The sequence below is a fragment of the Coprococcus sp. AF19-8AC genome (genome assembly GCF_003603115.1).
Lineage (GTDB): Bacteria > Bacillota > Clostridia > Lachnospirales > Lachnospiraceae > Coprococcus > Coprococcus aceti.
Genome location: NZ_QTMI01000001.1, coordinates 313,110 through 338,373, shown reverse-complemented (window position 1 = coordinate 338,373; position 25,264 = coordinate 313,110). Strand labels below are relative to the sequence as shown.

Here is a 25,264-nt window from a genome sequence, read left to right as displayed (position 1 = left end):
TGCTAGTTATGCAGTCTTCGTATCATCTTAAATATCACCGAATTCTGGTATATCATAGGTGAATTCTGACAGTAGAATATGATTCCGTCCGTCGGTGCGTATATGTCCGTCGTATTCTCGCCCGTCATCGGATTGATGATATTTGCAATTATGTCGCCTCGTACAACCTCGTCTCCCGGCTGGACAAGCTTCTTGAAGAAGCCGGCGGCATGCTCGGACCTTATGCTGAGCAGATCCTCCTCGTCCATGATGGTGGAAATGTATCCCGCATGGCAGTTGTATCTTATAACGCCCATACGTGTCAGGAATCTGAGCACTGAGGACACCGCCTGATTGGCACTCTCACCATTGATGGTGTCGGTAACTCCCGAATATACCGAGAAAGCCTCCGTGCCGCGCATCTGCCAGTTGTAGTTGAGCGTTGCCTTATCATATGATCTAGGCTCCGCTGTCAATACATACGGCATACCGAACTGGCTGGCAAGGCTGTTGCTCTGCTTGCCTGTCTCTATCATCCTGACGTGCGGGATAAACTCACCATCCATATAGAAGCTCGCAAACTGTATTCCGTATGCGTAGCCGGTGACCTTCTCCATCACCGCCGCTGCAATACGGCTTGTCGCCTGACCTTCAGGATTGCCTGGGAATGATCTGTTTATATCTGAATTGTCTGTTATCCAGTATTTCTTGCCCACATTGAACGAGCTGTAATTGATTGATGGTATCAGAAGTATCTTCTTGCCCGACACTATGGCGCCCCTCGCCTCCAGCTCCCCAAGCTTCTTTGCCAGAAGTGAGCTTATGTAGAGCTGCTGAAATTCATTTCCTCTCATAGCACCAACTATGCATGCAGCCTTGTCTCCGCTGCCATAGGAAAATCCCTGTATCTCGTACTCTCCTCTGTAGGCTGTATTCATGGAATATATGATCTCTTTATTCATGGCCACCTCCGAAAATTCTGGCCACAAGTGACCCCTCTTCTATAACCGGATATTCTCTCAGTGAGAACACAATGCCGCTTCTCGGCGACCTGATGGTCTCCTCCACCGAGCCCGTGAGCACATTTACAATTCTTCCTATGATCTCTCCCTGCTGTATATATTCTGAGTGCTTTGCCACAGGAAGGAAGATTCCGCTGCTCTCAGCATTTACAAATACAACATCCTTGTCTTTTGCAAATTTAGGCTTATGTGCAGTCTCGACTTCGCCTTGCCATATTCCCATCTTCTTCATAAGAGAGAACAGTCCGTCCACTATCTGGTTCGAGTAATCGTAATCTATCTTGAGGGCAACTCCGGACTCCACTACCATACTCTTGACTCCGATCTCGTTGAGGGCATGTGCAAGACTTCCCTCCATGACCGTAGACGACGGATGTATCCATACAACATCCACATTCATGCACGCAACATACGGAGCAAGATCCGATGCCACGTCAGAATTAACCCTGACCTGTGGGATCTCCTTGATGTACACACTGCTGGAATGGACATCAACACAAATGTCCGCCCCCTCTATGTCCTTCATGACCTTTGCCGCTGTGTACTCTCCCACAGTTCCGTCCTTGGAACCCGGGAACAGAGTGTTCATATCAATGTCAAATACCGGCACATCCCTGTACTGCGCCTCAAGTCCCATCGGATTGATAAATGGATATACATCCACGATTCCAGTAAGCTTGTCAAAATCCTTCTTGATCCTTCTGATAAGTTCATAGCATATGTACTGACCGGCGACCTCATCCCCATGTATACCGGACACAATACACAGCCTCTTTTCATTTCCGGTTGGGAAATCCGGAGCCAGATGGTTCTTCTTCACCCTCATGACTTCCCCGATCAGCATGTTAGCTGATACTACAGTTTCTATCATATTTTGTCCACCTTGTATTATTTATTCGTTAGTAATTTTGCAAATTATCCCGGTACATAAAGAAAAGCAGGGTACTTGCCGTATCCTGCTTCTTGTACCTAAGTTATTATACATGATAACTGTCAGTTCTTCAAGGTATGTTGCCTACTCTGTGAGCCTGTTATGCCCTTTTCTTATACTCTATTCTGAGCTTGTCCGCTATGAGTGCGATAAACTCGGAATTTGTCGGTTTGCCTTTTCCCGCATTCACTGTATATCCAAACAAATCGTTGATGGTGTCTATCTGACCTCTGTTCCACGCCACCTCTATGGCATGTCTTATGGCTCTCTCTACGCTGGAGGATGTGGTCTTATATTTCTTCGCTATCGTCGGATAGAGAAGCTTTGTTATGTAGTTCAGCATGTTCACATCGTTGACCGCCATGATGATGCCCTCACGGATGTACTGGTAGCCCTTTATATTTGCAGGAATACCTATATCCCTGATGATATCCGTCACATCGCTCTCTATAGTATTCTCTATCTTGTGTGCCATACTCTTCTCTGTGAGACATGTAAGCTTGTCGTTCAGCCCTGACTCAAGCTCCTTCTTCTTCATATACATCTGTCTGAGCCTTGTCACAAGCTGCACCGGATTGTACGGCTTCAGGATATAATATGTCGCACCCATCTCAAATGCACATCTTATAAGTCTCTGTGATGACACCGATGTGAGTACCACAAATATCGTATTCTGATATTCAGGCAGTTCACTCATATGCTCCATCACTCCCAGGCCATCCATTCCCGAAAGGCAAATGTCCAGTATCACTATATCCGGCTTGTAGAGCTTTATTGATTCCACCGCTTCATCCCCGGTGCTGACCATATCAACTACTCTCATCTCGTCCTTTGATGCATATGTGGCGATCTGTTTTGCTATCTGTGTGCTGTCGCCATCAGCAATTACAATTTCGATCCCTTTGTTTCCCATAGTATCTCCCTTGTTATGTATAAATTTACAGGATTAAGCGCTTATCCCAACTACTCTATAATAATATTAAATATGATGTAATTTGTCAAGTGCTTTTAATATCATTTTTAATATCACATATTATGACAACATTTTACTACAAATTACCCTGCATTTCTCATCTTCGCTTCCAGTCTTATCTTGTCGGCAATGAGAGCGACAAATTCTGAGTTCGTAGGCTTTCCTTTGCCCGCACTTATGGTGTAACCAAACAGTTCGTTGATAGTCTCTATCTTTCCTCTGCTCCAGGCCACCTCTATGGCATGTCTTATGGCTCTCTCCACCCTTGATGCAGTTGTGCCGTACATCTGGGCGATTGTCGGATAAAGCTGCTTTGTTATAGAATTCAAAATATCCATATCCCCCACAGCTATGACTATCGCGCTTCGGAGATACTGGTAGCCTTTGATGTGCGCCGGGACTCCTATCTCGTGGATTATCCTGGTCACCACCGCCTCCAGCTCATCCGTCTTCTGCTCATTTTCATCCATCTTCAGAAGCTGGGTTGTATTGCTTCCGCGTCCTTTACATGCATCATCAAGCACACCTCTGACCTTTTTCTCATCGTATGGCTGTTCAAGCAGTCTCACCACTGCCTTGTCACCTATCGTCGAAAATACAAAGTCCAGATAATTTCTATGCTGCTTCGATGAACAGAGCACAAATTTGACATTTCTCAGGTTCTTATTTCCAGATACGCCCTCGACCATATCCGTGATATCCGTACCGGGTATAACCTCGTCCGCGATCACTATGTCTGGCTTATCTTCTGCAATTTTCTTAACAGCTTCGTCACCCTTCTCACAACATCCAATGTACTCATAATCAGGCATATCCTCAAATACGTGCTTTAGCTGTTCAATTTCTCTTTTGTCATGTTTTACCATCATAACTTTAACATGACTCATGTTATACTCCTTCCCAAGTATAGTGACGGAATAACAATATTTACTTTTTTATTCCTGTTATTCCACTACGAACATTATATATAAATGTAGTTTTCTTGGGAATATATAGAACTTCGCAAGTTACGACAGCATCAGCTTCCGGAAAACATTTTTTCTACTGCGACTGACACCAGCAGACCACATACGCACATTTAATGAAAAAATGCGGCATATCTTCCCTTTTCGGGTCGATATGCCGCGCATGATCACTTCTCTTTTGTATGTTCTTTTTCTCTGAGTCTTATGATCGCATCATAGGCCACCGGATTGTGCTCCTTCAGGTGCTCATCCATTCGTTTTCTTCTCGCCTTATATCTGTCGACAAATTCAGGATGCTCGCTCTCAAGCCTGTGAAGAAGCTGGCTCCGCCTGCGCTCGATACGCTCTGCAACAGAGTCCTCATCCTCGCCTGTGGCCCTCACGATCTCCTCTATGTGGGCCTCCATATGCTCAAGCCATTCTTCCTCATCCTGTATATCCATCTGCTTCCAGAAACCGGTCATGAGCTGTTCAACCCCGGTTCCGTTCTTCATACTGCCTATGGATTCACGGATGTGCTTCTCTATGACATCTTCCGCATCATCGCCAAATGCCCACACAAGCTCCTGAGCCATGTGCTCCGCTCTCTTTCTCCTGATGTCATGATAGCTGTTATGTACACCAACCAATGGATATGGACTCTCAAGGCCGCAGTCTGACAGTGCTCTCTCCATGGTCTGTCTCACGCATCCTGCCTCTATCATGTCGCCAAGTCCAAGCTTTCTGAGCTGGACGTTGAGCTGGCCTATATGCTCCGTGATGTATAGCTTCACACCCTTCTCTTTCAGCGTATCATACATGATCCTGAGGGTATTGGCAGCCGTCACATCCACGCTTCCCATGGCGGACGCATCCACTATTACAGCCTTTGTGTCATCCTGTACCGCATCCATGATATCCTTCTGGAATATGGCTATATTTGCAAAGAACAGATTACTGCTGAATCTGTAAATAACTATATTCTGTATCGGGTATGCATGCTTGAACCTCTCGAGCGCAAGGAATTCCTCATGTCCAGGTACCAGTCCAAGGAAGCTTCTCGGAGGGTCCGCAGCCTTCCTTATGACTGCGGCAAATGAGAGTATGATTCCTATAAGAACTCCATTTATCGTTCCAAGTACCAGCACACCTAGGAAAGCTCCGCAGAATATGTAGAATTCCACCTTACTCACTTTCCACAGCTTTGCCGCCAGATCAAATTCCAGAGCACTGTAGAGTGCGGAGATGACGATTGCCGTGAGCACCGGAACAGGCAGATAACCTATAAATCCCGTTCCACACACGAGGATCACGATCATCACTACTCCTGCAAATATTCCAGTGAGCTGTGTTCTGCCTCCATACTGCTCACTCATTGTGGTTCTGGACACGGAACCGTTTATTGGACAGCATCCTGTGAATGCCGCTGCAAGATTTGCCATTCCAAATGCCAGAAGCTCCTGATTATCGTCTATCTTATATCTGTTCTTCTGGGCGAAATTGTTCTCAGCCAAGAGCGTCTCCGCCATGATTACCACTGCTACCGACAGACTGACCGTCATGATATTTGGAAGCATCCTCACATCCATCTGTGGTACAACGATCTGTGGAAGTCCTCTGCTCACCTCCGACAGACATACTATTCCGTATTCATCCATATCTATCACGCAGGACAGCAACGCTCCCGCTGCCATGACGCATATCGCCATCGGAAACTTTGGTATGAATCTTCTTGAAACAAGCAGTACCGTAAGAGCCGTAAGTCCCATGATTATTGACGGCACATTTACATCTCCTATCGTCTCTGCTATGTGCTCCACAAGCTCGAACAGCTCTCCTGTTCCCGCTCCGGCTCCATAGAGCTTCGGCACCTGCATAAGTATGATGGTGGTGCATATTCCTGATATGAATCCGCCCATGACAGGAGTCGATATGTAATTTACAAGCTTGCCCGCCTTGAACAGGAAGAATACCAGCAGCCACAGCGCCGTGAAAAATGTTATCACTGGAACAACCTGCATCGCCTGCTCCGTTCCCGGCGCAACCCCAAGCGTCACCAGTGCAGCTCCGACCAGCGCCGCAGGCGCGGCATCCACACCGAACACGAACTGCCTCGACGTGGACAGCAATCCAAATATTATGATCGGGAACACCGAACCATACAATCCATATACCGCCGGCAGCCCGGCTATCTGTGCATACCCCATCGATATCGGTATGGACACCGCCGCTATGATAATTCCTGTCAAAAGATCAGGAAGCAAATTCTCTTTTTTATAATTCTTTAGTGTATGACATAGTGAAATTTTTGAAACCTTGATTTTCTTGCCCTCCTGGGATGTTTGTGTGTGCCGGTCTGCCTTATGCTAAAGTCCGGCACTTCTGTTCTTAATTTTATCACTAAACAGGATTAATTTCACTCCTCCAGCATATTTTCAATAAAAATCCCATACCCCCTGGTTGGATCGTCTACGAATACGTGGGTGACTGCGCCGATTATCTTGCCATCCTGGATGATCGGGGAACCGGACATTCCCTGTACCACTCCGCCCGTCAGGTCTATGAGAGCATCATCGGTCACGTGGAATTCTATATTCTTGTCGGATGAATTCCTGTCCACATACTCTATGTCTATCTCATACTTCTCAAGCTCGCCGCTCATTCTGGAATTTATATAAGCCTGCCCCTTGCGGACTTCATGACCTCTGGCTATATACATACGCTCCGCATCGCCGTATTTTGCCTGGCAATAGCTTGTGTCCAGATGACCATATATTCCACTTGCACTGTTGCCGTCAATAATGCCGACCAAAGATCTTCTATAGGCAATGCTTCCCTGAAGTCTGCCCGGTTCCGAGGAGTACGACTTGCTTATATTTGTAATATCCGTTGTGTACACACCGCCGGTGCTGCACCGCATCATAACTCCCGTATCTATATCCGACACACTGTGTCCAAGGGCCATGAAATTTGTTCCGTCGACAAATGTAACCGTGCCTATTCCCGACACATCATCCTTCACCCACGCACCCAGCAGATAAGCGCCATTCTCGTTTTTTTCCGGCGTGATGCTACAGACCTTCTCCTCCCCATCCCTTATATATCTCACGGACAAGCTATCACCCTGGCTTTCAGCAACAATATCAAGCAGCTCCGACCTCTTAGATATCTCCATACCGTCTACACTCACAATATAATCCCCTGTACAGACCTTTCCATCAGCAGGGCAACAGGACTCGCCATTTTCATTTTTAAAGCTGCACACATCCACCACCAAGACTCCATCCGTCTTCATATAGATTCCCATCGCCTCGCCGGACGGAACTACAGGCCGGTCAAATATATCACTTCCAAACTCCGCATCCTTCGTGGTCGCCCTTGACACTACCCCATCAAGTGTTGAGCTTGTCTTCTCTGACCTTCCAACATCCACTCGTCTGTCCACCAACACACATAAGATAAATAGTGCTGCAAGGAGCAACAGATCCGCCACAGCCACCCATATGATCACTTTCTTATATCGCCTCATAATCTATTCCTCCTACATATACGTAAAAACAACTAATAGCTTATAAAAAAAGAGTAACAGCCTTGGCTGTTACTCTTAGTATGTTGTGTTAGGAATAACTTTATATCAGTATTTTTTTGTCTTTTCTGCCATTTGTTTCATCTCGCGGGCATTGCTCATGACTGCCTCAGTTATGGTCACGCCGCCGAGAAGTCTTGCGATCTCCTCTGTTGATTCCTCGTCGCTTAATCGGACGATCCTTGTCACTGTCTTGCCCTCGTCGGCAGACTTTTCTATGAGATAATGACTGTCTGCCATCGCTGCGATCTGCGGAAGATGGGTTATGCTTATAACCTGATGGCTTCTGGAAATAACTGCCATTTTTTCAGCAACCTTCTGAGCTGCACGGCCGCTTATTCCCACATCGATCTCATCGAATACAAGAGTGCCGATATTGTCCTCGGACGCCATGCAGGATTTGATCGCCAGCATGATCCTTGAGAGCTCACCGCCTGAAGCCACGTCATATAACGGTCTCATCTTCTCGCCGACATTTGTCGAAATGACAAAATAGCAGTCATCGATTCCATTTGCCGTACACTCCGGAAGCCTGTCAAATACCATGTCGAACCGAACCTCCATGAAACTCAGATCAGCAAGTGCATCTCTGATGTCTCTGCACAGATTCTCAGCCTGCTTCTGTCTCTCAGCAGTAAGCGCATCTGCTGCCTTGAGCATGGCTTTCTCCGTCTTTTTTATTTTGTCTGAAAGTCCTGCTATATATTCGTCATATTCAGACAGCCTTTCATATTCCTTCCTGCTGTCCTCCAGATATTTGAACACCTCTTCCAAGGTGCTTCCATATTTTCCCTTTATATCATTGATGACGTCAAGCCTGGACTCAACACTTCTAAACTCAGAATCGTCAAAGTCCATGCTCTGCATGTAATCATTTAATTCAACGTTAAAATCATTCAGCAGCGCGTCAATATTTTCCAACTGACTATACAGACCGTCTATCTCTCCGTCGAGATCCTTTATACCCTTCATCGATGCCAGCGCTCTGCCGATCTCATTTCCCGCAGATGAAGAAGATTCATAACCTGTAACGCTGTATACATCCGAAGCTGCCGCAACTATATCGCGTGAATTGACCATCCTGTTGTACTGATGCTCAACATCTTCGTCCTCACCAGTCTTTATATTTGCTGACTCGATCTCCGCAATCTGGTACTTGAGGAATTCTACCTTTCTGCTCCGCTCCGCCTCATCCATCGAGAGCTCGTCCATCTCACGCCTGAGTGTGACGTACTCTCTGTGACACTCTGCAACCTTCTGCTTCAGGGGATCTATGGATGCTCTGCCATATTTATCCAGAAGCTTCATATGCTCCGCTTTCTTAAGGAGCGTCTGCTGCTGGTGCTGCGTGTGCATATCTATGAGAAGCGCAGATACCTCCCTGAGCTTTGCGGCGGTCACCGCCATATCATTTATAGTGTTTATGGTTCTGGAATTATTTATTCTCCGCGTGATGAGTATCTCGCCATCCTCCGATGGCTCCACTCCCAGATCTCTGATCTGCTCAATCACCTGGGGATCATCCACCAGGAAAAGCAGTTGACAGAAGCCCTCCTTGTCAGGCTCCCTGACTATATCCTTCGGAAGCTTATCTCCCATACCAATCTTCAGGGCTCCCATGATTATGGACTTACCCGCACCGGTCTCACCGGTAAGTATGTTGAGATTATCGGTAAAATTAACATTTGCATCGTCTATGAGTGCAATATTCTTGATATGTACATTAAGTAACATTTGTATCCTCCTGTTGACGCACAGACTTTATTACACATAACATATTACAGAGAGCTGTCATCTCTGCATCTTATCTATCGTCTTCATGACCGAATCGGTCATCTCCCGGCTTCTGACCGCCAGGAATATGGTGTCGTCCCCGGCTATACTTCCGAGGAGTCCATTTATCTCCACATTGTCAAGTGCTGCGGCAACTGCCATCGCCATGCCCGACACTGTCTTGATCACTATCAGATTCTCCGCCGGCACCATGGATAATATGCCAGCCCCGAGAACCTTTCTGTACGACTCTATGGACTCATGTGTTGCCGACTTTCCCAGAGTGTACTTCTGCCTGCCACCCGCCACGGCAACCTTGGTGAGGTTGATCTCTCTTATATCTCTCGATATGGTGGCCTGGGTCGTGGAAAAGCCCGCCTCTGCCAGCTTCTCCAGCAGTTCATCCTGAGTCTCTATATCATATTGTTCGATTATCGACAAAATCTTCGCCTGTCGCTTCTGTTTCATATCACTTTCCCCCAAGCTTGTTTCTAAGTATCTCGTAGAAATTCACATCACTCGCCTTTACGAGCTGCGTGGTTCTCTTTGACACGCATATATCAAGGATATCGCCTGCTGCCAGCTCGAAATCATTTCCACCGTCAAATGAAACTATCGCCTCGGTGTCCTGCGTCTTCCTCTTCTTGGCGATCTCTATTGAAACCTTTGCATCACTAGGAAGCACAATACTCTTCGAAGTCAGCGAATGTGGACATACCGGAGTGATGATCATCAGTCTTGCCATAGGATCCACGATCGGACCTCCGGCTGAGAGATTGTAGCCCGTGGAGCCAGTGGGGGTCGATATGATGATTCCATCTCCATCATAGGCATTCAGAAAGCTTCCATTTACATAGACATCAAGACCTATAAGTCTTGAAAATCCTGCCCTGCTGATAACTATATCATTGAGTGCCCTCTTCCTGCACTCCTTGCCATCTCCTGTTCTGACTGTTCCCCTGATCATCATTCTGTCCTGCATGGAATAATCATCCGCAAGCAGTCTGTCTATGATGGTCTGCCAGTTGGTGATCTCCCCCTCAGTGAGGAATCCCACCGTTCCAAGATTTATCCCGAACAGAGGAATCTCCACATGGCTGGCACTGGATGCCACATTGAGGAGTGTTCCATCCCCTCCAAGAACAAGTATACAGTCAAAGCTCTCAAGCTCATCCGTAACCTGCTGCTTGTCACATGCACTGAAGCTGTAGCAGTCCATGGCTTTACACGCACCATTTTGCGATTCAATATACGCTGTGAGCTCCGACGTTATACGATTATCCTCATCCTTATCCGGGTTATATACTATATAAAAATTCTTCATATCGTATCCTCTATGACTTGTTCAGTTCGTTGTGGGACTCCTCCACCAGAGCCTTTATGTCGAATTCCTCATCCGTCTTCGACTCGTCCTTTGATATGTGGAGCAGATATTCTATGTTGCCCTCAGGTCCTTTTATAGGTGAATAGCTGAGGTGCAGTGTGCGGAATCCTATGCTTCTGGCATAACCGACTATCATCTCCACAACCTCAATATGGGTTGAAAGCTCTCTGACAACGCCCTTCTTGCCGACCTTCTCTCTTCCCGCCTCGAACTGCGGCTTGATAAGGCACACGATCTCTCCACTATCCGTAAGCAGCTCCTTTACCGCTGGAAGCACCTTTGTAAGAGATATAAATGACACATCTATCGAAGCAAATTCAATCTTATCGTCAATATCCTCAGGTGTGACATATCGTATATTTGTTTTCTCCATACAGACAACTCTCTCGTCATTTCTGAGCTTCCATGCAAGCTGTCCATGACCCACGTCAACGGAATACACCTTCACCGCACCATTCTGCAGCATACAGTCGGTAAAACCGCCGGTGGAAGCACCTACATCCATGCACACCTTACCCGCAAGCTCCACACCGAAATGATCCATAGCCTTCTCAAGCTTCAGGCCTCCACGGCTCACGTATTTGAGGGTGTTGCCCCTGACCTCTATCTTAGCAGTCTCGTCAAATGTCGTGCCGGCCTTATCCTCTTTGTTATTGTCAACATACACTATTCCTGACATGATGATGGCTTTCGCCTTCTCTCGTGAATCTGCCAGTCCCTGTTCTACAAGGAGAACATCAAGTCTCTTCTTCATCTGTCTTCCTCTTATTCTGTACAATCTGTCGATATTATATGTTTTATCCTGTCATACAGCGAATCCGCGTCAAGCTTCAGCATCCTCCTGAGCTCATCCACGCTTCCATGCTGTACAAATGTATCCTCAATGGCACACACTGTCACATCCACATCAAGGTGTCTGTCCATGACATACTCCTCGACCAGAGATCCGTATCCGCCATGCTTTATCTCTTCTTCAATAACCACTATATGTTCATGATCCCTGCTGAGTTCATCTATCATATCAGTATCTATCGGCTTCAGAAATCTTGCATTGACAAATGTGACATTTGTTCCCTCTGCCAGCAGTCTGTCATATACCTTCTCGGCCTCCTGAACCATGTTGCCAACAGCCACTATGGCAAGCTTCTGTCCCCTGTGGATCATCTCGCTCCTGCCATACTCAATATCCGCATTGTATTCCTTAAGTCCATAATAAGCCTCTCCTCTGGAATACTTGAGCGCAACCGGACCATCGTAAGCAACAGCCCACTCCATCGCTCTGGTGAGCTCATATCTGTTCTTCGGCGCAATGATGGTCATGTTCGGAATATGTGACAGAAACGCAGTGTCAAATATGCCCTGATGTGTATCGCCATCTGCACCGACAAGCCCTGACCTGTCAATGGCAAATATGACATGCAGCTTCTGCAGGCACACATCGTGTAAGATCTGATCATATGCCCTCTGCAAAAATGACGAGTATATCGCAACCACTGGCACCAGTCCCGACGCAGCAAGTCCCGCGGCAAACGTCACCGCATGTTCCTCCGCGATGCCAACGTCAAAAGCTCTGTCCGGGAACTCCGCAGCAAATGCCGACACTCCTGTTCCCTTGCCCATGGCAGCCGTTATGGCCGTTATCCTTGGATCAGCCTTGCCAAGCTCCACCAGCTTTCTGGCAAACACTCCTGTGTTTGTCATGGCCTTCCGGTCCTTAATAACCTTTCCAGTCTGTATATCAAACGGATCAACGCCGTGGAAATAGCTAGGGTGTCTCTCGGCATGGGTATACCCCTTGCCCTTCACTGTCTTCACATGCACAAGGATCGGTCTGTTAAGCTTAAGCGCCTTTCGGAAAGTGGCCTCCATCACATCTATATCGTGTCCGTCTATAGGTCCTATATATGTGACTCCCAGCTCCTCGAAGAACATCCCCGGCACAAATATCTGCTTGATGGAATCCTTTGACTTCTTCAGTCCTCTGGCAAGATGTTCTCCAGCCACAGGGATCTTCATGAGGATCTTCTCCACATTGCCCTTAAAATCATTGTACTGCTGCCCAACACGTATCTTGCTGAGATATGTGGACATGCCGCCAACATTCTGATCGATGGACATATTGTTATCGTTCAGCACAACAAGGCAGCCGGTCTTGATATCCGCCATATTATTCATGGCCTCATATACCATGCCACCTGTGAAGGAGCCATCTCCGATCACTGCGGCAATCTTCTCATTTGTACCCTTGATACTTCTGGCACACGCCATTCCAAGCGCAGCGGAAATGGATGTTGAGCTGTGTCCTGTATTGAACGCATCGCACGGGCTCTCACTGGTCTTCGGGAAACCGCTCATTCCTCCAAACTGTCTGAGAGTGCCCATCTCATTCTTCCTGCCCGTCAGTATCTTGTGGACATAGGACTGATGTCCCACATCCCATATAAGCTTATCCTCAGGGAAATCCAAAACCCTGTGAAGTGCCATGGTAAGTTCCACGCATCCAAGATTCGGAGCCAAATGTCCACCGGTCTCGCTCACATGCGACACCAGAAATTCTCTGATCTCATCCGCCAGCTCCGGCAGATCTTCCCTGTCTATATCCTTTATATCGTTTGGTTTATTTATTCTATCCAGTATATTCATATGCACACCACGAGAGGAGTCCTATTTATCCCTGTTTATCAGCCAGATGACCAATTCCTTCAGAAACTCATTGTCCCCGCCTATCTCTTCCAATTCTCTTACTGCTCTCTCCGACAGCTCAGTCACATAACGTCTGGATTCATCAATTCCATGTATCGTGACATATGTAACCTTGCCATTCTCCTCATCACTCAGCGTCGGCTTTCCAAGAAGCGCACTGTCTCCACAGACATCCAGAATATCGTCCTGGATCTGGAATGCCATGCCGACGTCCGATGCTATCTTGTGTACCGCCGCAACCTTAGCCTCGTCTGCCCCCGCAAGTATCGCGCCTATCATCATGGATGCCTCTATGAGGGCTCCGGTCTTGTTCTCATACACATATTCAAGCTGCTCCTTTGAGAGCTCCTTGCCGGTCATCTCCACATCGACAACCTGACCGCCTATCATGCCGTTTATCCCCGGCTTCTGCGCAAGCACACACATCGCAGACGCCACAGCATGTATATCCTCACCCATGCCAAATGCCTTACATGCGGTCTCATATGCATAATTGAGCAGCGCATCCCCCGCAAGAATGGCCATCGCCTCGCCAAATACCACATGGGATGTCTTTCTTCCGCGCCTGTAATCGTCATTGTCCAGAGCCGGAAGATCGTCATGTATGAGTGAATATGTATGTATCATCTCTATCGCAGCCATGAACGGCTTTATAACCTCTGACTTGCCGCCGAACAGCCTGTATGTCTCCTCCATGAGCATGGGACGAAGCCTCTTTCCACCCGCCTCTACCGAGTACGCCATGGCCTCACACACTGTCCTGTTAAATCCGTCTGCAGGTGGCAGATAGCTCTCAACTATATCGTTGATCCTTGCCGCCTTCTCCGCTATAAGTTTATCTATCATGCTTCCTCCTGACCCGAAAGTGTTATCATCTCTTTCTCAACATCGCACAGGTAATTCCTGCATCTGTTTATGAGCTGGACGCCCTCAGAATAAAGCTCCATGGACTCCTTGAGCCCCGTATCAGTATTCTCAAGCGCAGCCGCTATCTCATCAAGTCTGGCAAGAGCCTCCTCTATGGACACATCCTGAAGAGTGTCCGCTGTATCCATATTCTGTGTATCTTCTGCCATATCTATTCCTCCTGCCCGGTCACGTCAGCCACGACCGCCTGTATTCTTCCATCATGAAGAGTTATCTCTATATCATCCCCAGGTGTGATCCCTGACACAGATCTGACAGGCTCACCATCCGATGAAATATATCCAAATCCATTTATGAGCTTAGCTGTAGGCGAAAGGCCATGTATCCTCTCCGTCATGACCGCCAGGGCATTCCTTGTCATGTCGTACTTTCTGCCCATCGCGCTCTTCATCCTGTCATGAAGCCTGTCACAGTGCACCGATCTATCCTCTATCTTATCCGCCATCAGCCCATTTATCTGCTTCTCTATTCTGTCAAGCTGCTGCCTCTGACTGTCCATTCTTCCGGATGGACTCAAAAGTCTGAGCTGCCTGTCATAACCATCCAGACTCCTCGCAAGTCTGTCTATCCTGCCGGATATCAGCATGGTGAGCTGTTCAAGTCTCCTGTCAAATCCGGCAACTGTCTCTGCCACCACCGGAAGCGCATGCATGACAGCCGTGGACGGATTGGATTCTCTCCTGTCCGCAACCATGTCCGCAACTGTGGTGTCTATCTCATGCCCCGTAGCCGATATGATAGGCGTCTCCGCATTGAATATGGCCCATGCCACCTGCTCCTCATTGAACGCCCACAGATCCTCCTTGGAGCCTCCGCCTCTTCCAACGATTATGAGGTCGAGCCCCATGGAATCAAGTATCTCGATTCCTCTGGATATATCCGCCGCCGCATACTGTCCCTGCACGGTCGCAGGATAACAATAGAGCTGGGCATACGGATCCCTCCGTTTTGCCACTGCACGGATATCGCTTATCGCAGCCTTTGCCCCCGCCGTCACTATACCAATACGCCTCGGATAGGCGGGAATAGGCTTCTTGTATTCCTGCGAAAACAGCCCCATGCCGTCCAGTCTGGCTATGAGTCTCTCCAGCTTGGCATTCACCTCGCCGTCACCCACACGCACCAGCCTGTCTACATAGAGCTGATACTTTCCGTCTCTCACGAAGACATCAATATGACCAAATGCATGAACCTTGTCTCCGTTCTTCGGAGCAAACTTGAGTCCATATACCTGTTTTCCCGCAAACATAACAGCCGCCAGAACTCCGCTGGGATCCTTGAGACTGAAATACATATGACCTCTCTTGTCTGTTCCGAGTCCTGTGATCTCTCCCTCAACCCCCAGACTGCCAAGCCACGGCTCGCCGCTGACCAACTCCTGTATCCTCTCATTGAGTTCCTTGACTGTATATATGTTATTCTGCTGTGGCATCTGCGCCACTCTCCTTCTTGTCCTTATCACCGGATACAAGCTTTGCAAGAAGTGCATTCACGAACTTGCTCGCCGATGCATCACAATACTTCTTTGCCAGCTCAACCGCCTCATTGATGGCGACCTTCTCCGGTATGCTCTCATCGTACTTCACTTCATAGACACCAAGCCTTAATATAGCCAGCTCCTCCTTGCCTATACGAGGAAGCTTCCAGCCTTCTGATATCTGTGAAATGATCTCATCTATCTCTGCTTTCTTAGAGATGATATTCTTAACCTTGGTGGTTATATAATCTCTGTCCTCATCGCTGACTATTCCGTACAGAAGCGGATCGTCCTCCTCATCTCCCGGCATCTCAGGGTCAAATGCAAAATCAAGCTGATCCTGCATGCCCTCAGCGTCATTGAACTCCAGTGTAAATACTATCTTGAATATCCTGTCTCTTATCTCTCTTCTAGTCATATCTTCCTCTCCACTATATAAAGCTTTATCTGTATCCTATCTGCCGTCTCCAACACGTACACCGGCTATCCTTATGTTGACTTCCTCAACACTCAGTCCTGTCATAGTCTCTATAGCCTGCTTGACCTTATCCTGAACCTGGCCTGATACTGATGGTATGCTGTACTCGTACAGAACCTCTATCGCAATATCAACCTTTACCTTGCCGGGAAGAAGCTCTACCTTAACGCCCTTTGCAGGGTTCTTCTTTCCGAACTTTGAGGCAAGCTCATTTGGAAGGTTGCCTGTAAGTCTGTATACACCTTCAACCTCTCCGGCTGCAAGCCCTGCTATGATAGCCACTACGTCATCCGCTATCTGGACTTTGCCCAGAGAATTGCTCTCTTCTATATTGTAAGAATTATCCTGAACCGCGCTGCCTTCAATCACGATATCATCATTCAACTTATCACTCATGGTCATACCTCCCGTTTCGTATGGGTTATTTGAATCTTATTATAATCTGAAGGCAGCTATTTTGCAAGTATATGCGATTCACGGCTTATCCTTCCGCTGTCTATTTGCCACCCATGACAGATATTGCAACACTGCTTATATCATACCCTGTTTTTCGGATAACTATGTCCTCTATCTGTGCTCTCTCGGTATCCGACAGCGATTCCACATTCAGCGACACGTCAACAGCCTCATCACTTATCGTCACTATGGCATCGCTATACCCCTTTGCCGCCAGAACTGTCTCGACATCTGTCTCCTTCTCTATGGTATCGTTCAGCTTTACATATGTATCTGTCGCCTCCTTCTTTGCCGAATCGCTGAGTGCCTCATCACCTATCACATCCATCAGAGCTTCCTTGCTCCTTGATCTGCTCTGCTCACGGTTCAACTTTGCCGCGGCCATATTGCTTGTCACCTGTGCACTGGTGAGTACAGCGTCACCGATCTCATCCTCCTGGCCATTTAGCTCCACATCCTCGGTCTGGCCATTCTCATCCTTCACCGCCTGTGAGTTCTCATTTTCCGCCATGGACGAGAGATCCTCATAGTTGATCACCTCCACCTGTTTTTTGTCAGTTTTTTCCTTCTTCTTGTCCTTTCCTGCATCCGCAAAGCTCATGTAACCGGCCACCCCTATCATAACTGCAAGTGCGATGACCGCCAGTCTGTTCTTTCCACTGAATTTCTTCATAGTCCCTCCACATTAATTTGCTTCTAATATCACAATCTTATGCGTCGGCACGTCAAATAATGCCTGCACTGCATTCGTTATCTTCAGCGTTGTATCGCCATTTTCCGCCCCCTTGCAAATGATAACCACACCCTCAGTCTCCGGCTCCCTGTACCTGACCACATACGGCGAGCTCCCACTGCCCTCACTCACCATGACCGTCTCCTCCGACACGCTTCTCTGGCTGCTGTCGCCGTTCTCACTGGAACTGCTTCCGGAGTCCTTGAGTGCTATGTTCTCACCGCTGTCCTTGACCGTTATCATCACTCTCACATCTGATATTCCGTCCACCTGCTCAAGCACTGATGTGAGTCTCTCCTCCATATACTCCACATAATCCGTGGTATCCCCTGACGTATTCCGGTCATTTCCGCCGGTCTCATCCGCGTCTGTCTCATCGGACTGTCCGGCCCATCCGCTCTTTAGGTCATTTTTATCAGTCTTGCTGTTATTTGCCGGCCACACAACTATCATCAGACAAATCCCTGACAGCAAAATGAGCAGCAACTTGTATAATCTGTTGTTGCTGCTCTTCAATATATTCATGATCCCCGATATTCCCTTTTTCTTAGAATCCTCCACTACAGTCCCTCCTGCATATGATCTGTATTGCCCCTCCTGATGGTAATCCTGTTCTCATCAACACCATATTCCTCTGACACTGCGGATCTCAGTCCGTCTGTGTCTACTTTATCAGACTGTATGTATATCTCCATGCTGTCTATCCCAAGCTCCTCCCCGGTGACTATACGCACCACCGCATCGGCATTACAATTGTCAGATATAAACCGCTCCACTACCTCCTCCATGGCCCTGACATACATCTCATCATCGCCCTCGGCCACGTCCATTCCAAGCGATTCACTGTATGTATTGAACTCTATCCTGTCCGCATACCCAAGCCAGCCTATGACAGGATTTATCACGACCATCATCATGACAAATCCCACAGCCGCCTGGACATATCTGCGCATCTTCGGATCCGGGGCAATATACAGCACGACAGAAAAAAGTATACTGCACACAACTATATTTTTCAGCCACTCAGCAAGCATGGGCATCCTCCATCCGTTCTATGATATGCTCACCGACATCAGGGCTATGCTTATGATGAACATCATCACGCTTATTCCGCACGCCCTCAGCATAAGCTCCACTGTCTCCGCCATGATGCCTGCTGCCTCGGCATATCTTTTGTCTCCTACCGGCTGCACCACCGCGGCGATGAACCTTAATATGAACATGATGACGATTATCTTGATCATTGGCACTGCGGCCAGTATGACTATCATGATAGTGCACGCCATCCCCATACAATTCCTGATAAACTCTCCTGTGCTCACCATCACACTGATGACAGCGCTCACCGTGGACATCCCTGCACCTTTTCCCAATGTCCTGAGTATGCCATTTCTTGAAAGCCTGTCCATGGACGGTGCTATCATGCTCTTGACCACATTTATCCCGGTTACCACTGCAAACATTGTCCGCATTCCCCACACCGCCAGGCTCTTCATAAGCCCCGCCATCCGGGAGAAATAATCCTCGCTTCCAAGATTATTTATGAGTGCTATGAGCCCGCCGCATTTGATGAGGGGGAGTATGAACCTTATTATCACATTCTGGCAAATGTATATCACCAGGATTATGACCGACTGTGAATATCCGGCACTCTCCGGGCCGCTCACATATAACACAGACGAGGCATACATGGGATAGAACGCTTTCATAAACTCCGTGACATCTCCTATGGTGTCCTGCACGATGGACTGCACTAGGACGAAATCCCCCAGCAGCAGCGATAACAACACCATGTATGTAACCATGAAACCATGGGCGGATACATACTCGCCCATATTTCCCGTAAGCTGGGCAAATGTACTTCCGAGCACGATCACCGCTATGATCTGCAGCGCCAGCCCCCTGCTTGTCCTGACCTCGTATATGACACTGTCGGAAAACACTTTTAGTGCCATGTCTATGGTGGAATCCACGTCACCACTCTTTAGGGACTCGTATATGTCGTAGAAGGTCACGTCGGATTTGTCTTTTGTGATCTCATTGAGGCTTCCGATGACGGAGTCGTCCTCCAATATATCTGAGTTAATATCAGAGTCACTTTCCGTGGTATTTTCCTTTTCATTCTCAGCATAAAATTCTGGACAATATTTGATATCTGTATCATATGATTTAACTTTACTCTCATTACACACATTTGCCGCATCAGGCACTGACACCCCCATAAAGAGCATCAGCACCACCACTATCAAATTACCCCTCAACTATGGTCACCACCAGATCTATAACTCCCATGAGTATGGGCATACTAAGCAGAATAAGAGTTATCTTTCCCGCCATCTCCACCTGGGATGCCATGGCATTGCAGCCGGCATCTTTGCAGATATCTGATGAAAATCGGCATATATACGCTATACCTATCATTTTCAGGATCACGTCTATATATGAAATATTCACCGACACGTACGCAGTCAGCCTGTCTATGTACGAAGCTATAAGTCTGAACCTGCTCACAACAAAATACATGAGCATCACACACCCGGCTATGGACAACACGATCCCGTACCCAGAATCCAGTTCTTTTATCTTCACCGCTATCAGAACCACGATCACCGCAGCCAGAGAAACCGCCATGAGATTCATCATTTACCCCCACATCTACTCTCATTTATTGTCCTATATTTACAATATCCATGATCTCGTTGAACAGGTCACTTATGTACGGGATAACCCAGGAAAGCACAATGATGAGTCCCGCCAGATTGAGCAGATAGGCGTGCTCCTCCTTGCCTGAATGTTTTAGTATCTGGTTGAGCAGTGCCACCAGAATTCCCACTGCACCTATTTTTAGAAGTATCTGGATCGTCATCGTCTCTCCCTCTTAACCTACATGAGCAATATAACTATGAATACGCCTCCAAGCAGCCCAAGTGAATTGGCAAGCCTCTTTATCCCGGAACTTCTGGCGCGTTCCCGCTGGTATCTGTCCGTAATTATATCTTCCACAAGATTTATCCTTGAGAGCTGTGCCTCAACGTCCATATCTCCCATTATCTTTCCAAGCCTGTCCACATCCGCCAGCACCTCCAAGCTCAGGGCACTGTCCCGCCTCAGCATCGCCAGTGAGTCTGTCCACAATTCTGCAAATGGCCTATCCCTGTTCTTCTCAGACATCTCCGCCAGACCGTTCACCCATTTACCAACATTTCCCTTAAGACGCTTTGCACTGTCGGCAAGTATCTCCGGGAGCTCCGATCCGGCATACATGATCTGCCCCTTGAACAGTTGTATGAAGAGCAGCATTTCCTCCATCTCCTTCACCATGCGCCCATGCAACTGCCCTATGGCATGTCCCACCATAAATGAGGCATATACGATCAGACATCCCCCTATCGCCTTAACCATGTCCTGCCTCCCATCTAATCGTACCAGCACAGCCGGTTGCCCTGGCCGTCAAATATATCAGAGATCTGTCCTGCCTTATCGCCTCCAAGCACAACATACCTCTCAAAAACCCTGTTCTCCACAAGACGCCTTATCCCTGCCCTGTCTCTCACATCATCCATGGAATAGCCATGTGCAGTTGCAAGCAGACGGCAGCCGCAGTTTATCACGCCGAAAATGGCATCGACATCCTGCTGCCCTCCTATCTCATCGACCGCTATGAGATCAGGCGCCATGGTTCGAACCAGCATCATCATTCCTGAAGCTTTTGGACAGCAGTCAAGAACATCAGTCCTCATTCCGACATCATTCTGCGGAACACCCTTGTAGCACGCCGCTATCTCCGATCTCTCATCAACCACACCAACTGTCATTCCTCCGTCTGACACTACTCTTATGATGTCCCTGAGCAGTGTGGTCTTGCCGTGACACGGAGCGGACACTATGAGCGTGTTCATCAGCTTGCCATCACCGTATATGTATGGCAGGACATCACCGCTGCATCCCTTGATCTCATGTGCCACCCTGATATTTAGAAATGATATGTGTCTGATGCATTTGATCCTTGTTCCATCGAGTATGATCTTGCCCGCAACTCCTACCCTGTGTCCACCGCACACGGTGATAAAGCCCTGACGTATCTCATCCTCATAGGCATACAGGGAATGATTGCAGATACATTCCAGAGTGTCGTTCACATCCCTGGCAGTCACTATGTACGCATCCTTCATATTACAGGTTCTTGATCCGCAGGAATCAACATATATCTCCGAGTCCTCGTATCTAAGTATAAAGGGACTATTCACCCTCAGACGTATCTCCCACAGTCTCCCATAATCAAGCCTCAGCTTCTCAACCATGCACCTGATCCTGACGGGAAGCAGATGCAATATATCTTCTCCACACATATGTATCGTCCTTCTTCTATATAACACTGTCTGTACAGCTACATAAAAAGTATATTCAGAGGGTGGATAGGTTAGAACCTTTGGTTGCTTACAGCGCAAAAAAGTCCCGGCGATTCAAATATCCTGAATCACCGGGACTCTTATTCTTCTTATATGTTATCGTAGGTAGTTATATCCTAATGCTGGTAACAATTATTATACTCTTGAAAGATACTCGCCAGTACGTGTATCGATCTTGATCGTGTCACCCTCGTTAACGAAGAGAGGTACTGATACCTGTGCGCCTGTCTCAACTGTACATGGCTTTGTTGCACCTGTAGCTGTATCACCCTTAACACCTGGCTCGCACTCTGTGATAACAAGCTCAACGAAGAGAGGTGGCTCTACAGCAAATACGTTGCCATTGTGTGAACAGATCTTACACATCTCGTTCTCCTTAACGAACTTAAGTGAATCACCTATAGCTGCTGAGCTGATAGGAATCTGATCATATGTCTCTGGATCCATGAAGTAATAAAGATCTCCGTCATTGTACAGATACTGCATGTCCTTTCTCTCGATGTGAGCCTTCTCACACTTCTCTGTTGGACGGAATGACTTCTCTACAACACCGCCACTCTTGATGTTCTTAAGCTTTGTTCTAACGAAAGCTGCACCCTTTCCTGGCTTAACGTGCTGGAACTCTATAATCTGATAAATATTTCCTTCGAATTCGATTGTAACGCCGTTTCTAAAATCGCCTGCTGAGATCATCTCTGCCATAACTATCTTATCCTCCTTAAAGATATAAACTTCTTGTCACATTTTATAATATATGAAATAAATTTTCAACTATTTTTTACCATACCATCAACCTTTATCAGGTAAGTCTACGTTTCTGCGCTTTCTACTGTCGTATATACACAGCAATACAAACGCACATACTCCCACGGCACTCATGATGGCTCCCGGTATAAGACCTGCGGTATGATACCTGAGTTCTATATCGTGATAGCCTGCCACTACTAAATCTCTATCAGCTTCTTATCTGATCCGGTAAGATTCCTGTAACCATCCTCCGTCACAACAACCAGATCCTCTATCCTGACACCAAACTGTCCAGGAATATAGATTCCCGGTTCAACTGTTATGACCATGCCAGGTTTCAATATGTCATCACACTTAGGTGAAAATCTCGGATTCTCGTGTATAAACAATCCCACCGAATGTCCAAGTCCATGTCCAAAGCAATCTCCATATCCGGCATCGGCTATTATACGTCTAGCAACAGCATCAACATCGTTACATCTGACTCCTGGTTTTATCATGTTCATAGACTCCGTCTGAGCCTTGAGTACCGTATCATACACATATTTCATTGAATCAGATGCCTTTCCTATTGCTACGGTTCTGGTCATATCTGAACAATATCCCTCATATATACAGCCAAAATCCATAGTGAGGAAGTCCCCCTTATTCAGAGTCTTATCCGTAGGAATAGCATGCGGCATGGATGAATTCATTCCAGATGCAGCTATGGTGTCAAAACTCAAGCCTTCCGCACCATTTTTCTTCATATGATACTCCAGTTCAAGCGCAACATCCTTCTCTGTAATGCCAGGTCTGAGATATTCCAGTATATGTGAAAATGCCTTGTCTCCTATCGACTCCGCTGTATGGATATTCTCGATCTCCTCATCTGTCTTTATCTCTCTTAAGGAATCCAGCTTACCATCAAGACTTATCCATTCCACACCGGATATTCCTGTCGAATATTCCGAATACTCTCTATAGCTGATGCTAAGATTCTCAAATCCAACTCTCAGATTCCCAGAATTTTTTCTCTGTCCATCAAAAATAGATGAAATACACGCAACATATCCTTTTCCAGCAATATCCGCACATTCATATCCTTCACACTCGCGCTGAACCTGCTCTGTATATCTTGAATCCGTTATGACTGTCTTACCTGATCCTGCCAGAACTATAATGCCCTCGCCGCGGTACGATGCTATATATCTCATGTTGTACCTGTCAGTGATCAATATCGCATCAAGATTCATCTCATCTATTATCCTTCTGACCTTTTCATAAGCAATTGCTGTGTCCATAACCATCATCTCCCACCTTCTATATAAGAACTTATTTCCTGTACTATCTCATCTATTTCAATTCCTGTAACCGGAACTATGATATCAGCGGCAGCTTCATACACCGGTCCTCGCTGTCCCATAAGTTCCCTCACTCTCTGATCTACATTTTCTCCCTGCAGAAGAGGTCTGGTCGTATCTCCCGCCAGTCGTCTGACTACCTCCTCAGGCTTAACATCCAGATATATTATTCTTCCCATTCGCCTGAGTTCATCCACATTCGCCTGTCTCATAGGAAGTCCACCTCCAGTGGATATAACCGTATGTGACAGCCGGCTGTTCAATTCCTTAAGAGTATCTGTCTCAAGCTGTCTGAAATACTCTTCCCCCTTGTCGGCAAATATCTGCTTTATGCTGCAACCAGCCTTGTCCTCTATATAAGAATCCACATCCAGCAGATCAAAGTTCAGCTTTCTCGCAAGAGCTTCCCCGACAGTTGTCTTACCACATCCCATAAATCCTATGAGGATCACATTTTCTCTGATTGACTGCAGCAACCTGTCGTACACAATATCAGCAACATCCTCTGATATAGATATATCATTCCAGAGCTCATATGCAATTATTCCCTGATAAAGGAGCATACGCAAACCATTGTACGCCAATGCTCCAGCCTGTCTGCAAAGCTTCATAAACTTTGTCTCAAACGGATTATATATGAGATCGATTCCCACACTGACTCTGTCGTAAAAATGTGGATCATCGATGACTACCGCCTCATTTTTCGGTGCCAGACCTATCGATGTGGACTGGAATACCACGAACTTATTATCTACATTTTCCTGCAGTAACTGTCCATAATCACCAAGTCTCATGGCAGTCATTGTCTCTCTGCAAAAATGACCATTCATGTCCTCTGCTATCGTCTGTGCCTTCTCGATCGTTCTGTTAAGGATATATACCTTATCCGCACCCTTATTCATGCACATATATGCCACAGCTCTCGCTGCACCGCCTGCGCCAAGTATGATAACCTTTTTACCGTCAAGTTCCACTCCGTAGGACTCCAGTTCTCTGGACAGCCCCATCATATCTGTGTTATATCCCTTATAACCGTTTGCAGTCCTGACAAGAGTGTTGATCGCACCTATTGCCGCTGCCCCCTCATCTATATCCACAAGTGAAGCCATTATCTCATTCTTGTGAGGTACAGTGGCGTTCATTCCCAATATATTCAGTTCAAACGCTCCCTTTACAGCATCCGCCAGCCCCTCCTTATGGGTGTGGAACGGCACATACACTTCATTGATTTCCAATATATCGCTGAGTGTGTTGTGTATAAGCGGTGACATGGTGTGCTGAACCGGATCACCAAGCAAACCTAATAATCTTGTCTTTCCATTTATCTCCATATGTATCTCCATCCTTCAGTCTCTTATTTTGAACAGAGTCAGTATAACACAAAAAGAAACCGGAGTAT

Annotated in this window: 27 protein-coding genes; all 27 read right to left on the bottom strand. The window is 47.0% G+C overall.

From position 1 onward, the window contains the following. Positions 1-2 precede the first annotated feature (2 nt). Positions 3-941 (bottom strand): M14 family metallopeptidase, encoded by a 939-nt coding sequence (locus tag DWX57_RS01585; protein ID WP_015533548.1) that lies wholly within the window; start codon positions 939-941, stop codon positions 3-5. Then, positions 934-1,872 (bottom strand): M14 family metallopeptidase, encoded by a 939-nt coding sequence (locus tag DWX57_RS01580; protein WP_022216686.1) that lies wholly within the window; start codon positions 1,870-1,872, stop codon positions 934-936. The genes DWX57_RS01585 and DWX57_RS01580 overlap by 8 nt, the downstream gene beginning before the upstream one ends. Positions 1,873-2,032: 160 nt before the next feature. Further along, positions 2,033-2,845, bottom strand: a complete 813-nt coding sequence (spo0A, locus tag DWX57_RS01575; RefSeq protein WP_015533550.1) for a sporulation transcription factor Spo0A — start codon at positions 2,843-2,845, stop codon at positions 2,033-2,035. Positions 2,846-2,988: 143 nt separating this feature from the next. Then, complete coding sequence (gene spo0A, locus DWX57_RS01570; protein WP_015533551.1) at positions 2,989-3,792, bottom strand: sporulation transcription factor Spo0A; 804 nt, start codon at positions 3,790-3,792, stop codon at positions 2,989-2,991. 245 nt (positions 3,793-4,037) lie between these two features. Beyond that, on the bottom strand, positions 4,038-6,113 hold the full coding sequence (locus tag DWX57_RS01565; protein WP_279230019.1) for a SulP family inorganic anion transporter: 2,076 nt from the start codon (positions 6,111-6,113) through the stop codon (positions 4,038-4,040). Between the two features lie 152 nt (positions 6,114-6,265). Then, a complete protein-coding gene (locus DWX57_RS01560; protein ID WP_117874739.1) occupies positions 6,266-7,378 on the bottom strand; it encodes a SpoIVB peptidase S55 domain-containing protein in 1,113 nt (370 codons plus the stop codon). 105 nt (positions 7,379-7,483) lie between these two features. Further along, a complete protein-coding gene (gene recN / locus DWX57_RS01555; protein ID WP_120122915.1) occupies positions 7,484-9,169 on the bottom strand; it encodes a DNA repair protein RecN in 1,686 nt (561 codons plus the stop codon). A 57-nt stretch (positions 9,170-9,226) separates the two neighbouring features. After that, a complete protein-coding gene (locus tag DWX57_RS01550; RefSeq protein WP_117548758.1) occupies positions 9,227-9,676 on the bottom strand; it encodes an arginine repressor in 450 nt (149 codons plus the stop codon). A gap of 1 nt (position 9,677) precedes the next feature. Next, positions 9,678-10,532, bottom strand: coding sequence for an NAD(+)/NADH kinase (locus DWX57_RS01545; RefSeq protein ID WP_117548757.1), 855 nt, complete (start codon positions 10,530-10,532; stop codon positions 9,678-9,680). Between the two features lie 10 nt (positions 10,533-10,542). Then, entirely contained in the window at positions 10,543-11,346 is an 804-nt protein-coding gene (locus tag DWX57_RS01540) for a TlyA family RNA methyltransferase (RefSeq protein ID WP_022216691.1), read from the bottom strand. 11 nt (positions 11,347-11,357) lie between these two features. Further along, positions 11,358-13,235, bottom strand: a complete 1,878-nt coding sequence (gene dxs / locus DWX57_RS01535) for a 1-deoxy-D-xylulose-5-phosphate synthase (RefSeq protein ID WP_117548756.1) — start codon at positions 13,233-13,235, stop codon at positions 11,358-11,360. Positions 13,236-13,256: 21 nt separating this feature from the next. Then, entirely contained in the window at positions 13,257-14,141 is an 885-nt protein-coding gene (locus DWX57_RS01530) for a polyprenyl synthetase family protein (protein WP_015533557.1), read from the bottom strand. After that, a complete protein-coding gene (gene xseB / locus DWX57_RS01525; protein ID WP_015533558.1) occupies positions 14,138-14,371 on the bottom strand; it encodes an exodeoxyribonuclease VII small subunit in 234 nt (77 codons plus the stop codon). The genes DWX57_RS01530 and xseB overlap by 4 nt, the downstream gene beginning before the upstream one ends. 2 nt (positions 14,372-14,373) lie before the next feature. Further along, positions 14,374-15,654 carry an exodeoxyribonuclease VII large subunit gene (xseA, locus tag DWX57_RS01520; RefSeq protein WP_158564570.1) on the bottom strand — a complete coding sequence of 427 codons (1,281 nt, stop codon included), beginning with the start codon at positions 15,652-15,654 and terminating at the stop codon, positions 14,374-14,376. Further along, positions 15,638-16,117 (bottom strand): transcription antitermination factor NusB, encoded by a 480-nt coding sequence (gene nusB / locus DWX57_RS01515; protein ID WP_117548753.1) that lies wholly within the window; start codon positions 16,115-16,117, stop codon positions 15,638-15,640. Before nusB ends, xseA begins: the two co-directional genes overlap by 17 nt. A gap of 36 nt (positions 16,118-16,153) precedes the next feature. Continuing rightward, a complete protein-coding gene (locus DWX57_RS01510) occupies positions 16,154-16,573 on the bottom strand; it encodes an Asp23/Gls24 family envelope stress response protein (RefSeq protein ID WP_015533560.1) in 420 nt (139 codons plus the stop codon). A gap of 100 nt (positions 16,574-16,673) precedes the next feature. Continuing rightward, complete coding sequence (locus tag DWX57_RS01505) at positions 16,674-17,306, bottom strand: SpoIIIAH-like family protein (RefSeq protein ID WP_015533561.1); 633 nt, start codon at positions 17,304-17,306, stop codon at positions 16,674-16,676. A gap of 12 nt (positions 17,307-17,318) precedes the next feature. Beyond that, positions 17,319-17,927 (bottom strand): hypothetical protein, encoded by a 609-nt coding sequence (locus DWX57_RS01500; RefSeq protein WP_120122914.1) that lies wholly within the window; start codon positions 17,925-17,927, stop codon positions 17,319-17,321. After that, the gene (locus tag DWX57_RS01495) at positions 17,927-18,400 is read right to left on the bottom strand and encodes a stage III sporulation protein AF (RefSeq protein WP_165852743.1); all 474 of its coding nucleotides are present in this window, start codon (positions 18,398-18,400) and stop codon (positions 17,927-17,929) included. The genes DWX57_RS01500 and DWX57_RS01495 overlap by 1 nt, the downstream gene beginning before the upstream one ends. An 18-nt stretch (positions 18,401-18,418) precedes the next feature. Beyond that, positions 18,419-19,627: a stage III sporulation protein AE gene (locus DWX57_RS01490; RefSeq protein WP_133300863.1), complete on the bottom strand. Its 1,209-nt coding sequence runs from the start codon at positions 19,625-19,627 to the stop codon at positions 18,419-18,421. After that, on the bottom strand, positions 19,617-20,006 hold the full coding sequence (gene spoIIIAD / locus DWX57_RS01485) for a stage III sporulation protein AD (protein ID WP_022216698.1): 390 nt from the start codon (positions 20,004-20,006) through the stop codon (positions 19,617-19,619). The genes DWX57_RS01490 and spoIIIAD overlap by 11 nt, the downstream gene beginning before the upstream one ends. Positions 20,007-20,031: 25 nt before the next feature. After that, complete coding sequence (spoIIIAC, locus tag DWX57_RS01480; protein ID WP_015533564.1) at positions 20,032-20,232, bottom strand: stage III sporulation protein AC; 201 nt, start codon at positions 20,230-20,232, stop codon at positions 20,032-20,034. A 17-nt stretch (positions 20,233-20,249) separates the two neighbouring features. Next, positions 20,250-20,768: a stage III sporulation protein AB gene (locus DWX57_RS01475; RefSeq protein WP_055272703.1), complete on the bottom strand. Its 519-nt coding sequence runs from the start codon at positions 20,766-20,768 to the stop codon at positions 20,250-20,252. Positions 20,769-20,782: 14 nt separating this feature from the next. Continuing rightward, complete coding sequence (gene spoIIIAA / locus DWX57_RS01470) at positions 20,783-21,715, bottom strand: stage III sporulation protein AA (RefSeq protein ID WP_117548748.1); 933 nt, start codon at positions 21,713-21,715, stop codon at positions 20,783-20,785. 195 nt (positions 21,716-21,910) lie between these two features. After that, entirely contained in the window at positions 21,911-22,468 is a 558-nt protein-coding gene (gene efp / locus DWX57_RS01465) for an elongation factor P (protein ID WP_055144922.1), read from the bottom strand. 251 nt (positions 22,469-22,719) lie between these two features. Then, complete coding sequence (locus DWX57_RS01460; protein WP_120122911.1) at positions 22,720-23,811, bottom strand: M24 family metallopeptidase; 1,092 nt, start codon at positions 23,809-23,811, stop codon at positions 22,720-22,722. Next, positions 23,811-25,196, bottom strand: a complete 1,386-nt coding sequence (locus tag DWX57_RS01455) for a shikimate kinase (protein ID WP_119999219.1) — start codon at positions 25,194-25,196, stop codon at positions 23,811-23,813. Before DWX57_RS01455 ends, DWX57_RS01460 begins: the two co-directional genes overlap by 1 nt. Between the last annotated feature and the right edge of the window lie 68 nt (positions 25,197-25,264).